A 13,343-nucleotide genomic window follows, 5' to 3' on the forward strand; every position below is an offset into this window, starting at 1 on the left:
TTTGCCAAGACGTACATAAGGAAGAGAAAGCGTTTAACCGGCATATTCCGGGGTGTTTTCCAACTTCTAGCTTGATTCCGTAAACGGATAGCTGCCGACTGGCGGTTCTCCGTTTTTGCTTGGGCAAATGCGAAAACGTCAAAAGTGGGGTTGATAATGATGAAAAGGTGGCACCTTGCACGACGTCTCCTGCCGCTGCTCGCAGGGATGGCTTTGCTCATGGCCGGATGTGGACGAGAAGATCTGTCCACTATGAATCCACAAGGTCCGGTTGCAGAAGAGCAATTCGGGCTGATGAAGCTCTCCATTTCCATCATGGTGCTTGTCGTTATTGTCGTTTTCGCGCTGGCATTCTATGTGATGGTGCGTTACCGCAGACGTCCCGGCGACAAAACAATTCCCGTTCAAGTGGAAGGCAATCACAAGCTGGAGATTATCTGGACGGTCATTCCGATTGTGCTGCTGCTGATTCTCGGCGTACCTACAGTCAAGTCTGTTTTCGGACTGGCCAAGGATTACACGAAGGATCCCAATGCGGTGCAAGTCATTGTAACCGCTAAACAATATTGGTGGGAATTCGAATATCCCCAGTACGGTATCAAGACATCCCAGGAGCTTATGATTCCTACAGGCAAGACGGTTTCCGTTCAAGTTAAATCCGCCGATGTTATCCACTCGTTCTGGATTCCGGCGCTAGCCGGTAAGATCGATGCTAACCCCGGCGCGAATGTGAATACGATGTATTTCAGCGCAGATCAGGATGGAGTATATCTCGGCAAGTGTGCCGAGCTTTGCGGACCTTCCCATGCTCTGATGGATTTCAAGGTCAAATCGGTTAACCAAGGTGCTTTCGATCGCTGGGTAACAGCGATGAAGGAGCCTGGCAAGCTGCCAGCAGATCCTGAGATCGCTGCCGTCTTCGAAAAACAATGCCTGACCTGCCACGCTGTTGGCGATAAAGGTATGCAGCTCTTCCCGAACCTCACCGGAATGGGTGACAAGGGAACGGTTGCGGGCATTCTTGTTAACACAGATGACCCCAAATATTCGAATGAAGGCAGTACGTACGATAACCTTAAAAGGTGGATCGAAGATCCACAAGCGGTTAAGCCTGGCAACTCAATGCCGAAGGTTGACCTGACTCCGGAGCAGATCGATGGCATCGCCAAGTATCTGTCGGAATACAAGCTTGACGTGGAGCAATAACCTATCGGTAATTGAAGGGGGTACCAGCCTTGGCTCATGCACATCCGGTCAAACGTTATACCGGTCTTATGGACTGGCTCACAACTGTTGACCACAAAAAAATCGGCATCCTTTATCTAATTGCCGGTGGATTTTTCTTCCTGATTGGCGGCTTTGAAGCCTTGCTGATCCGGATTCAGCTTTGGAAGCCGTTGAACAACTTTGTAAGTGCCGACACTTACAATGAGTTGCTCACGATGCATGGTACGACGATGATCTTCTTGGCAGCGATGCCGATTATCTTCGCTCTAATGAATGCCATCGTACCCCTGCAGATCGGAGCGCGTGACGTTGCCTTTCCATTCGTCAATGCGCTTGGCTTCTGGACATTCCTCTTCGGCGGGCTGCTGCTCAACGTCAGTTGGATTGCAGGCGCCGTTCCTGATGCGGGATGGACTTCCTACTTGCCTCTCGCAGACCCGACCTATAGCCCAGGCAAAGGGGTAGACTTTTACGTGCTTGGTCTGCAGATTGCCGGTATCGGTACTCTCGTAGGCGGTATTAACTTCCTTGTTACAATTATCAACATGCGCGCCCCGGGCATGAGCTTCATGCGTATGCCGATGTTCACCTGGAGCGCATTCATCACCTCGGCTCTGATCTTGTTCGCTTTCCCGGCTCTGACAGTTGGTCTCGTTGCCCTTATGTTCGATCGCCTTTTCTCGGCGAACTTCTTTAATGTAAGCGGCGGCGGCAACACTGTACTCTGGGAGCATATCTTCTGGATCTTCGGACATCCTGAGGTTTACATTCTGATTCTTCCGGCCTTCGGTATTATCTCCGAGGTCATCAGTACCTTCTCTCGCAAACGGCTATTCGGATACAGCTCGATGGTATTCGCGACAGTGCTGATCGGCTTCCTCGGCTTCATGGTATGGGCTCACCATATGTTTACGGTTGGTCTTGGACCTGTTGCTAACGCGCTGTTCTCAATCGCAACGATGCTCATTGCCGTACCAACAGGCATCAAAATCTTTAACTGGATCTTCACGATGTGGGGCGGCTCCATTAGATTCACGGCAGCTAACTTGTTCGCTGTAGGATTCGTACCTACCTTCGTTATGGGTGGCGTTACCGGCGTTATGTTGGCAGCGGCTCCGGCCGACTTCCAATACCATGACAGCTATTTCGTTGTAGCCCACTTCCATTACGTTATTGTAGGCGGCCTTGTTTTGGGTCTGTTCTCCGGTCTTCATTACTGGTGGCCAAAGATATTCGGGCGGATGCTTAGCGAGGGACTTGGCAAGCTGACGTTCTGGACTTTCTACATCGGTTTCCATCTGACCTTCTTCGTCCAGCATTTCCTTGGTTTGCTTGGCATGCCTCGCCGGGTTTACACGTATCTGGATGGATTAGGCTTCAACTCGATGAACCTGATCAGCACCATCGGCGCTTTCCTGATGGGTATTGGTACGATCATTTTCATTATCAATATTATTGTTACAGCAGCTAAGCCAAAAACAGCGAGCAACGATCCTTGGGAAGACGGACGGACTCTGGAATGGTCTATTCCATCTCCAGCTCCGGAATACAACTTCCTGCAAACGCCTCTGGTTCGCGGTTATGACGCTCTATGGAAAGAAAAAATGGATGGCAATACCGGTATGTCGCCGGCAGAGCCAATCGGACCGATTCATATGCCTTCTGGATCGATTCTACCATTCATCATGTCGTTCGGACTGTTCGTGGCTGGTTTTGGATTCATGTATGCCAACAACGAGTGGACCGGGTTTGTTAAAGAAATCTTCGCATCTCATGCAGTAGCGGGTCTTGGACTGGGAATTACACTGACTTGTATGATCATCCGTTCCCTCAAGGATGATCACGGCTTCCATATCGAGCCGGAAGAACTGACGAAAAAGGAGGTTAAGGAATGAGTGCGCATTCCCATCTAGACGGCGAGCTGCCTCATGAGCCGGAGCGCGCAACCTTGGAAGGACGCAACAAGGTTCTTGGCTTCTGGTTATTCCTTGGAGGAGAGACCGTATTATTCGGTACCCTCTTTTCCATCTTCCTGGCGCTTCGCGATCAAGTAGGCGACGGCAACCCGACGGGTCAAGAGCTGTTCAAGCTCGGAACGGTCGCCATCGCAACGTTCATCCTACTTACCTCGTCTCTGACAAGCGTATTCGCTATTCAAGCGATGCATCGCAACCATGTCAAAGCAATGCAGGGCTGGCTGATTATAACCGTTATTCTCGGTCTGGGGTTCCTGGGTCTGGAGATTTACGAGTTCTACGAGTACATCCATGAAGGTCATAGGTTCAGTACGAGCGCATTCAGCTCATCGTTCTATACCCTAGTCGGCTTCCACGGAGCGCATGTATTGTTCGGGATTGTTTGGATATCGCTGCTGATTTTCCAAGTGGCTCGTAAAGGCCTTAACGTCGTAACCGCTCCTAAAGTTTATGTAGCGGGTATGTACTGGCACTTTATCGACGTAGTATGGGTGTTCATCTTCACCGTCGTCTACTTGATGGGAAAGGTGGGTTAACTGATGGCAGCTAATCATTCGTCTCATTCCGAACAGCCGGCCAAGCGCCACAAGCATGAAGGTCCAAGGAAACATGTTGTCGCCTATATCTTCTCCCTGCTGCTTACGCTTGTCGCATTTGCAACGGTTATAGGTGGAGAAATTAATACTTCCTTCATTTATATCCTGCTGTTGGTCATGGCCGCTCTTCAGGTCGTTATCCAGATGGGCTTTTGGATGCATATGAAGGATCGGGGACATCTCTTCCCGATTGTAGGTATTATGACCGGCGTGTTCGTTGTGTTTACGATTGTCATTATGGCGGAATACTGGACTTGGTGGTAAGCCGCGTATAAAGGGGAAGAGGAGCGTCTGCCTGCAGACCTCCTCTTTTGTTGTTTTAATTATTGAAGCGCTTTACAATGCTCTATCAGGCAGCGCAACTGTTCGCAATATTGACCTTTGCCATGTACGACCGCTTCCGGTAAAGTAAGGCTTATCAACCCATCTGCTGCCTTTAATTCTGGTGGCTGCCTCTCTGTCGGAGAGGATGTAGGGAAGGAGATTATCCGCAATGCTTGGATTGGAATACTTCGATTTCAAAGCTTTATGGAGCCCGTGGATGCTCTTTGCGATGCTAGCGATTATTATTGGCTACTTCTATTTGATCGGTCCATGGCGGGAGCAGCATTATCCAATGGAGAAGCGTCCAGGTTTCTGGCAGCAAGTCATGACTGTCTCCGGTATTGTACTGCTCTATATGGCTCAAGGTGGTCCGATGAATCTGCTTGGCCATATGATGTTCAGCTTCCATATGGCGAATATGTCGATCAGCTATCTAATTGCTCCGCCGCTGATCATCATGGGCATCCCAGCTTACGCTTGGCGCTCGGCGTTCCGTGCACGATTTTGGAAGCGGCTGAGTCCGGTTATGAACCCGATCTTTACGCTTGTTTTGTTTAACGTCCTGTTCTCGTTCTACCATTTGCCGAATGTCCAGGATTACGTCATGACCCGTTACTGGTTGCATGAGGGCTTTAACTTGCTTCTATTAATAGCGGCTATGATCATGTGGTGGCAAATTACTTGCCCGGTTCCGGAGTGGACCCGTCTCAATGGCCTTCGCAAAATGGCCTATGTTTTTGCTAGCGGCGTATTGCTCACTCCGGCTTGTGCCTTGATTATTTTTGCGGACGAGTCGTTGTATGCCGTCTACAACAACCCGGTCGTATGGGCGCAGGCGATGAGCTACTGTGTATCCGGCGATACAGCTTGGTTGCTGCAGAAATTTGAAGGACCAATGTTCTTCAATCTGTTCAGTGCCAAGGAAGACCAGCAGATCGGCGGTATTCTGATGAAGCTCGTGCAAGAAATTATGTACGGCTGCATTCTCGTATTTATTTTTAGACAGTGGTACAGTCAGGAAAATGCAGAGAACGACAGCGATCTGCGTGGTGTTGACCCGGTTTAAACGCCGGGTTGCGGGAGCGCTAGATTGGAAAGTGGGGGAGACAGCTTGGATCGTTATACAATATTTCCGACCATCAGCACCTTTTTCATCGTTTTGAGCGCGATTTTGGTTGCCTTCGGCTGGAACCTAGCTATTAAGCGCCGCTTGGAAGCACACAAAAAAATGATGATTGCCGCTGCCATTGCTGCCATTATCTTTTTTATCATCTACTCCTCACGGACGCTGCTTGCTGGAAACACGGACTGGGGAGGTCCGCCTAGCCTAGCACCCTATTATTATGTGTTTCTCATTTTCCATATTGTATTGGCGACGGTTGGGGCGATATTCGGCATTACAACGTTAGTTCTCGGCTTTAAGGAGAAGTATGCCAAACATCGCAAGCTGGGCCGTGTCACCTCCGTCATCTGGTTTGTTACCGCCATTACTGGCGTAGCTGTTTACGTCTTGCTTTACCTCATGTATCCCGGAGGACATACAAAGCCGGTATTCGATATACTGTTCCCTCAGTAGTAGACAGGAGGACTGCAACAATGGCAAAGGTATTTACGATCGGTGAAGCACTCATCGATTGGATCCCGGCAGAGCGGGGAGTGGAGCTGAAGCAAGTGGACAGCTTTACCCGTGCCGCTGGAGGAGCGCCTGCAAATGTGGCCAGCGCGGTAGCCCGTTTAGGGGGCAGCAGCGCTTTTATCGGCAAGCTCGGGGAGGATGCGTTCGGCGACTTCCTGATCGAAACGATGGCGGCTGTCGGCGTGGATATATCACGCGTGCTGCAAACGAAAGAAGCAAATACGGCGATGGCATTTGTCAGTCTGCGTGCTGACGGCAATCGTGATTTCAGCTTTTACCGCAACCCGAGCGCAGATATGCTATTGGAGGCGGATGAGATCGGCGACTGGTTCAGCACAGGAGATGTGCTGCATTTTTGTTCCGTTGATCTGATCGAAGCTCCGGTCAAATACGCTCATCGCGAAGCGATTGCCAAATGCCGCGAAGCAGGCGGGATCATCAGCTTTGATCCTAATGTGCGGCTGCCGCTGTGGACCTCTCCGGAGGATTGCCGCCGGGCCATTCTGGAATTTTTGCCGCTAGCTCATCTGGTTAAAATCAGCGATGAGGAGCTGACTTTTATTACCGGCATTGAGGACGAGCAGGAGGCGCTTCAGTCGCTTTTTGTTGGAGATGTCCGCCATGTCATTTATACCCGGGGCCCAGCTGGCGCGATGTGGCTGAGTCGAGAATTTCAAGCCGAGGTTCCGGGATACACCGTGAAGACGATCGATACGACAGGAGCTGGGGATGCCTTTATCGGGGCTTTGCTCTTTGGCGTCGTTCAGCAAAGGGAGTTTCTCCAGGGCATCCCGCAAGAGACGGCGCTCAGGCTGCTCGCCTTCGCTAACGCCGCTGCTGCGATTACAACGACAAGAGCAGGCGCGATTTCTGCTCTGCCGACACCTCAAGAGGTTGAGGCGCTGCTAGCTCAGAGTGTTTGAGATCTAAGGAGCTAAAGTTTACGCGGACGCATTCCGATATTTCCCTATTAGAATGATTTAGGCCTAACAGGTGAAATGAGGGAACCAAACGTGATTTCAGTATCTGAAATGAGACAGAAGCAACTGGATTTTATTCAACTTACGGATGAGGATCTCAAGCGGCTAAGCGAAGCTAGACCCGTATTTGAAGGGGCCGCGGACCGGATCGTAGACTCCCTTTATGAGAATATTGTGCGTCAGCCGGAGCTGAAAGCGATGATCGAGAAGCATAGCACTTTAGATCGCCTCAAGCTGATGCAGAAGCAATATTTTCTGTCCATGACAGCCGGGGTAATCGATGAGCAATATTTTCAATGGCGACTGAAGGTTGGAGGGATCCACTCGCGCATTGGCTTGACCAGCCAGTGGTATCTCGGTACCTACATAACTTATCTGGATCTGACCTCTTCCCATCTGTCGGCTGCCATGCCGGAAAAGTGGACCTCTGTGCTCCATTCCCTAGCCAAAATGTTCAATCTCGACTCCCAGATCGTGCTGGAGGCATATGAGAAGGACGAGAAGGCCAAGCTGCAAAGTGTAACCGATATGCAGAGAGAGATTCTGACCGGTGTCAGCACCGCTGTGCAGGAGCTGGCGGCAGGCATGGAACAGGTTGGACGAAGCGCGGATACGGTCGGCCGACTGGCGGTCCGAACCGTAGAATCCCAAGAGCAGACCAATGCAGAGCTGTCCAGTCTCGGCGAGCAGATTAGCGTCATTGAATCCATGGGCTCCCTGATGACCAACATATCGGATCAGACGCATTTGCTCGGTCTCAATGCAGCTATTGAGGCGGCGCGTGCTGGTGAAATGGGACGGGGGTTCGAGGTCGTAGCTGGCGAGGTGCGCAAGCTGGCTCGGCATTCCAAGGAATCGCTGGAGTTGATCCGCGAAAAGGTAGAAGCCATCAACAGCGCTCTGAGCAAGGTTCAGGCACTTTCCCATGAAACCGCGGAAGCGGCTCAGGAACAGGCTGCCAGCTCATCGGAGCTGGGATTGTTCATCCGCATGATCGAAAATGTATCACAGGAGCTGGAGCACCTGAGAGACAAAGCCCAGTCTGCAGGGGGCTGACACTAAGACTGCTTCCGCTTTACTGCACTGAAATTATACCGTATGTTGCTAGACGTCCTCATTTGGATGTTTTGGCAACATACGGTATTTTATTTCCAAAATATTCTTGACAGTGGAACGTACAGTGTATATATTGTATATAAAGATATATACAGTATATACACTGTGCTTATCTTAAAAGCCTCGCACTAATTTCTGAAAAAGTCATCTTGCAGGGGGAACGTCATGAGTACTTGGAGAGGGGCTAAGCTCCTGACTCGATATGAGTGGGCAATGGCCGGTTATGGAGTCATATTCAATCTCATCTTAATTTTATATTTTCTTCTTTTCATGACGCCGTTGTTTATCGAGCTTCGGGACGTCAAGGATAGTAGTCATTTCAATGGATGGATGCCCAATTTTATTATGCTGGCGCTCATTCCCTGTTTCGGATTCTTTATGAACCGAGCCTCGTTCAATAGTTGGCGGGTTGATCATATGTCACATCGTCTGGCCGACTTACGCCGGCTGCCGATCAGCTACCGCCAGATCGCAGCTGGCAAGCTGCTCACCGTCGTAAGTTTGCTTATTCCATCGTTGGTACTGATACTGCTCCTGCATTATTTACTCTTTCTCCATCAGATTCTAACTCCGCTGCAGATGCTCAACTACTCCTTGTTTTGGTTAGGTTACGGGGTTCTCGGTTCTTGTATCTACGCTCTCTTCGAAATCATGATGACTGGAAAACAGTACACTATACTGTGCATAATTTTTGTAGTCGTTTTTTTAGGGACATGTTTTGCCATGATGCAAGCTCAGTGGAGCATCGTTCTGTGGACCCTGGAATTTGCTGAAAGCGGCAATTGGCTACCGTCGCTGCTTGCCATCGCAGCTGGAATTATGACCGCAGCATTTATATACAAACTGATGGCGAAGCTGCTGAGCCGTCGCAGTCTGATGGGATAGTTCCAATCCGATAATAAAGAGCAAAAAAACATAGATTTTTTAAAGCGAGGTGCAGTCGTGCGGCTACCCATACAAATCAACGAGAATAGCGCCGAACCGCTGTACCATCAGATTGAATCTCAGCTGCGGGCACTGATCGTAAGCGGCCAACTGCTTGAGAATACGCTGCTTCCCTCGAACCGTGAGTTAGCGCAGTCGTTGAACTGCAGTCTCATTACGATTCGCCGCGTCTATCAGGATCTAGAGGCAGAAGGACTGCTGCGCACGCGTCAGGGCAGCGGCACCTTTGTAGCCAAGGTCGATACGGATGCAGGCTCCAAGAAGTTGCTTCAGACAGCGGAGGCTGCGGTTGAGGCCGCAATCGAAGCCGGAATGGCAGCTGGCCTGACGCGTCATGAGCTGGAGGAAGTAATACGCCACGAGCTGGACCGGCGTTACGGCAAGCAGCAATAAACAAGATCCATTCCACTTATCGTGTAGAATAGGCAGGGGGAGAAGGCATGAATAAAGCGATGGAGCAGGAGAAGGGCCGCATAGAGCAGTCGGCTGAAGGCAATGCGACGGAAGCCAATCCTGCTAAAGGCAATCATGCGACGGAAGCCAATCAGAGCGAGACCAGCTTAACCGAAAAAGAGCCTTCGTCGGCGGTAACATTGCGCTCTGTCATGCAGAAGCGCAGCCGCTTCAAGCTTGGGCCGCTGACGCTGAACGTCCCGATCGGCCATGTGACGGCCATCGTTGGTCCTAACGGTAGCGGCAAGAGTTCAACCTTCAGGTTACTGATGGATCAGTCGCGGCCCGATGAGGGAGAGTTATGGCTGCTCGGCGAGCAGGTAGGCATAGGTTTGGATGATTCCCTTTTGAAGCAAAGAATCGGTTATGTGCCGGAAGAGGATAACAAGCGTGACGCGGGGCTGCGAGGCACATTCAAGGCAGATTTCACCGCTGAATGGTATCCGAGTTGGAACGGTAACGAATTCGAACGTTTGCTTCGCGAGTTTGAAGTGGACCCTTCGTTGCGACTCGGCAAAATGTCCAAGGGAATGAGACGCAAATACGAGCTCGCGCTTGTTATGGCGCACGGCCCTGATCTGCTGTTGCTGGATGAGCCGTCCTCCGGGCTTGACCCCATTTCCTGGCGTAAGCTGGTCGATGAGCTGCATCGCTATATGAGGCGCGGCAATCGAACGATTTTGATGGCTACGCACATCATGGACGAGGTAAAGCGATTGGCCGATTACATAGTGGTCATGTCAGGCGGGCGGATCATCGGCATGTATGAAAAGGATGAATTGCTGTCATCCTGGCATACGTTCTATGTAGGCCCGGCAACGGTAGGGCTGCCCGCACATGGAGCAGGTTCGGCAACACAACTTGCGCCCGAAGCTGTCCAGGCATTGCCGGGACTCGTGAATGCCGAGGAGGCGGGCGGTGGAACTTGCCGAGTGACCACCTGCAAGGCTTGGGAAGCGGAGCTCTGGTGCCGCCAGCAGGGATTCGCCATTACGGGACAGCGAGCACTTGAGCTGGATGAAATTATGGCATTGCTCATTCGCGATAGCTTGTAGATTGAGCTCATTTATTTTCGCATGAGAATGGCAGTAATGTAGGAGTCAAGGTTCAATTTGAATGGGGGAGCAGAATATGAAGCCGCTAGTAGTAGATCGAGTTGTTAAGCAATATGGAGATAAAACGGCTGTCAACGGCATAAGCCTGGAGGTGGACCGCGGAGAAATCTACGGTCTGCTCGGAGCCAATGGCGCGGGAAAAACGACCACGATGAGAATGGTGCTGGGGCTGATTTTCCCGGATGAAGGACAGATTCTGTATGATGGTAAGCCTTACGCTAAGGAGCAATTACAGCGAATTGGCTATCTGCCTGAGGAACGCGGCCTGTATCCTAAGGTCAAAGTAAGCGAGCAGCTTGTTTATCTCGCTCGTTTGAAGGGAATGACGGCATCCGCTGCCGATAAGAGCCTCAAGAACTGGCTAGAGCGTTTTAACGTGCCAGAATACTATGACAAGCGGGTTGAGGAGCTGTCCAAGGGCAATCAGCAGAAAATCCAGTTCATCGCTACGATTATTCACAGCCCGCAGCTACTCATTCTTGATGAAGCGTTCAGTGGACTTGACCCGGTTAATGTTGAGCTGCTCAAAAGCACGGTCAAAGAGCTGCGCGACAATGGCTCAACGATTCTGTTTTCTACCCATCGCATGGAACATGTCGAGGAGTTATGCCGCAACATTACGATCCTGCATCGATCCAATGAGCAGGTCAAAGGCAGCTTGAAGGAGATCAAGGGCAGATTCCCACGGGAGCGGGTGCGGCTGACGGCGGAGAGCGAGATTACAGGGCTGGAGGAACTGCCCGGAGTGCTTGGCGTAAAGCTGCTGGAGCAAGGCGGTTATGAAATCCGGATCGCTGATGAAGCATCTGGACGGGGCATCCTGCACCACGCCATGTCGCAGTCAGAGATCAGTCGATTCGAGATTATGGAGCCAACGCTCAACGAAATCTTTATAAAAACGGTAGGTGAGAGCCATGAGTGATTTTTGGACAGTAACCGGGTTTACATTCCGCAATAAAACGAAGGGTAAAGCCTTCATTGTGACGACGCTGATTCTGGTCATTATCCTTTCCCTAGTTATCAATCTGCCTTATATCATCTCGCTGTTCAAGGGAGATGGCGGGGCGGACGTCAAAAATGTCGGTTATGTCTCCGTTCAGAGCGAGAGTATAGAGAGCAAAGTTACACCAACACTCGTTGGGGCTTGGCTCAAGGAATATTATGCCTCGCAGCCTGAGGATAGCCGGAAGCTCGCCATGGTTGCAATCGAAGGCAGCGGAGATGCGGCGGCCGACGAGGCAACGCTCAAAAAAGCGATTGCCGATGGAAGCATCGACGGATACTTACAGCTGAAGCCTAATGCAACAACCGGCTTCTACGATGCCATTTACAACTCCGAGAAGATGATGGATAACTCTGCCACTGAGGAGCTGCGGACCGGCTTACAAATTGTTAAGTCCAATGCAGCGGGACTGACCGACGAGCAGAAGAAGCTGCTCTATACACCAGTCGAGGTTTCGGCGCTGCAAATCAATGCAGGCAGCGGCGAGGGAAGCGGGCGCACAGCTACTCAGCAGGGCGTCAACATGGGTCTTGTGTATGCGATGCTGTTCCTGCTCTTCATGACGATCATGGCGACAGGAACGGTTATTGCAAGCGAAGTGACAACGGAGAAGAGCTCCCGCATTATGGAGGTGCTCATCACGAGCGTGTCGCCGCTAAACAGCATGTTCGGGAAAATCTTCGGCATGTTCCTCGTTGGTCTTTTGCAAATCGCGATTTATATAGGAGTAGTAATCATCAACGTTAATATTCCAACGAACACAGAAGCACTCGGCAATTTGAACATCAACCTGAGCGATGTCAGCTATGATCTGTTAATCGTCTCGCTGCTGTTCTACCTCACAGGATTTTTCCTATACGCAACGTTGTACGCGGCAGTTGGCTCCATCGTCAGCCGCACGGAGGATCTCGGTCAAGCGGTTATGCCGCTCACCTTCCTGTCACTCGCCGGTTTCTACCTTGGTATGTTCAACCTGACGAATCCAGATAGCATGTTGGTCAAAGTTACCTCGTTCATCCCGTTTTTGTCCCCCTATGTAATGGTTGTTCGCACTGGTGTTGGCAGTGTGGAATATTGGGAGATCGGTGTCTCACTGCTCATCATGCTCGTCAGTATCTATTTGCTTGGCTGGCTGTCGGCGAAGATATACCGGACCGGTGTTCTGATGTACGGCAAACGCCCAACGATCAAGGAACTTCGCAAAGCGATGAAGGCTTACAAATTTTAAACTTTGGAGGAATTCAAATGAAAAACGTAATCCGAATGATGAGTCCATTGTTGCTTGTATCTTACCTGCTCCTTTCCCATTTTGAGCTTCCTGTACCCGATTTTGTCAAAGGAACGATGCTTGGATTAATCGTGGTAGGAAGCTGTTATACGGTGGCGCAGTTCGGTCTTAACAAGAAGGTAAAAACAATTTAATTGGGACTAGGTGAAATGCCTGATCCAAAATATGGGACCAGTAAGAACAAGGGTACTTGTTCTTACTGGTTTTTTCGTTGTGGAGTGCCGCTTTATACGGGTAAACGGATAAGAATTCTCTCATATAATAATGAAGCTCATCAAGTATGTGTTATTGTTAAGGAAAATTGCTAACCATTTAATAGTTGCGAATTAAATTAAAGGAGGTGGGAGACTTAACAATGAATGGATTTGAGACTAATCAAAAGAACATTTTCTAAGGAGGATTATTGTGAACGGTTCAGTTAAAGTAAATAAGTTATTCATCGTTCTTTTTTTAATTTTAGCCATGGTGGTTTCGTTATTTTCGCCGATTGGAGCCTTATATAAAGCGGAAGCGGCTGCTATTACGGTAGATGGCAAGGCAGCTGACTGGAGTGGAGTGAATTCACTTTCAACCAATACAGGAACGGCTAAGAGCTTAAAAGTAACAAATGATGGAACGAACCTGTATCTGCTCGTTGAAGGTACGGGACTCAGTACGACAACAAGCCACTTCTGGCTGGATACA

The 13,343-nt window shown here is 50.2% G+C and carries 14 protein-coding genes and 1 pseudogene; all 15 read left to right on the forward strand.

Going from position 1 to position 13,343, the window contains the following annotated elements; translation table 11 throughout:
• Positions 1-156 precede the first annotated feature (156 nt).
• Positions 157-1,206 (forward strand): cytochrome c oxidase subunit II, encoded by a 1,050-nt coding sequence (gene coxB / locus CGZ75_RS21035; protein ID WP_089526233.1) that lies wholly within the window; start codon positions 157-159, stop codon positions 1,204-1,206.
• 29 nt (positions 1,207-1,235) lie between these two features.
• Positions 1,236-3,122, forward strand: a complete 1,887-nt coding sequence (gene ctaD / locus CGZ75_RS21040; protein ID WP_245851022.1) for a cytochrome c oxidase subunit I — start codon at positions 1,236-1,238, stop codon at positions 3,120-3,122.
• On the forward strand, positions 3,119-3,739 hold the full coding sequence (locus CGZ75_RS21045; protein ID WP_089526234.1) for a cytochrome (ubi)quinol oxidase subunit III: 621 nt from the start codon (positions 3,119-3,121) through the stop codon (positions 3,737-3,739). The genes ctaD and CGZ75_RS21045 overlap by 4 nt, the downstream gene beginning before the upstream one ends.
• Before the next feature lie 3 nt (positions 3,740-3,742).
• Positions 3,743-4,063 (forward strand): cytochrome C oxidase subunit IV family protein, encoded by a 321-nt coding sequence (locus tag CGZ75_RS21050; RefSeq protein ID WP_089526235.1) that lies wholly within the window; start codon positions 3,743-3,745, stop codon positions 4,061-4,063.
• A gap of 229 nt (positions 4,064-4,292) precedes the next feature.
• The gene (gene ctaG, locus CGZ75_RS21055) at positions 4,293-5,189 is read left to right on the forward strand and encodes a cytochrome c oxidase assembly factor CtaG (protein WP_089526236.1); all 897 of its coding nucleotides are present in this window, start codon (positions 4,293-4,295) and stop codon (positions 5,187-5,189) included.
• Between the two features lie 45 nt (positions 5,190-5,234).
• Complete coding sequence (locus tag CGZ75_RS21060; RefSeq protein WP_089526237.1) at positions 5,235-5,699, forward strand: DUF420 domain-containing protein; 465 nt, start codon at positions 5,235-5,237, stop codon at positions 5,697-5,699.
• Between the two features lie 20 nt (positions 5,700-5,719).
• Entirely contained in the window at positions 5,720-6,682 is a 963-nt protein-coding gene (locus tag CGZ75_RS21065; RefSeq protein WP_089526238.1) for a carbohydrate kinase family protein, read from the forward strand.
• 90 nt (positions 6,683-6,772) lie between these two features.
• Positions 6,773-7,795, forward strand: coding sequence for a globin-coupled sensor protein (locus CGZ75_RS21070; protein ID WP_089526239.1), 1,023 nt, complete (start codon positions 6,773-6,775; stop codon positions 7,793-7,795).
• Positions 7,796-8,020: 225 nt separating this feature from the next.
• Positions 8,021-8,740, forward strand: coding sequence for a hypothetical protein (locus tag CGZ75_RS21075; RefSeq protein WP_141136855.1), 720 nt, complete (start codon positions 8,021-8,023; stop codon positions 8,738-8,740).
• Between the two features lie 57 nt (positions 8,741-8,797).
• Positions 8,798-9,193 (forward strand): GntR family transcriptional regulator, encoded by a 396-nt coding sequence (locus CGZ75_RS21080; protein WP_089526241.1) that lies wholly within the window; start codon positions 8,798-8,800, stop codon positions 9,191-9,193.
• 47 nt (positions 9,194-9,240) lie between these two features.
• Positions 9,241-10,308 carry an ABC transporter ATP-binding protein gene (locus tag CGZ75_RS21085; RefSeq protein WP_245851024.1) on the forward strand — a complete coding sequence of 356 codons (1,068 nt, stop codon included), beginning with the start codon at positions 9,241-9,243 and terminating at the stop codon, positions 10,306-10,308.
• Between the two features lie 76 nt (positions 10,309-10,384).
• Positions 10,385-11,290: an ABC transporter ATP-binding protein gene (locus CGZ75_RS21090; protein WP_089526536.1), complete on the forward strand. Its 906-nt coding sequence runs from the start codon at positions 10,385-10,387 to the stop codon at positions 11,288-11,290.
• Positions 11,283-12,599, forward strand: a complete 1,317-nt coding sequence (locus tag CGZ75_RS21095; protein ID WP_089526242.1) for an ABC transporter permease — start codon at positions 11,283-11,285, stop codon at positions 12,597-12,599. Before CGZ75_RS21090 ends, CGZ75_RS21095 begins: the two co-directional genes overlap by 8 nt.
• 17 nt (positions 12,600-12,616) lie before the next feature.
• Positions 12,617-12,793, forward strand: coding sequence for a hypothetical protein (locus CGZ75_RS25445; RefSeq protein ID WP_176444949.1), 177 nt, complete (start codon positions 12,617-12,619; stop codon positions 12,791-12,793).
• Positions 12,794-13,064: 271 nt separating this feature from the next.
• Positions 13,065-13,343, forward strand: a pseudogene (locus CGZ75_RS25450) (DUF4832 domain-containing protein); the annotation flags it as partial.

It is taken from the genome of Paenibacillus herberti, from assembly GCF_002233675.1.
Taxonomy (GTDB): domain Bacteria; phylum Bacillota; class Bacilli; order Paenibacillales; family Paenibacillaceae; genus Paenibacillus_O; species Paenibacillus_O herberti.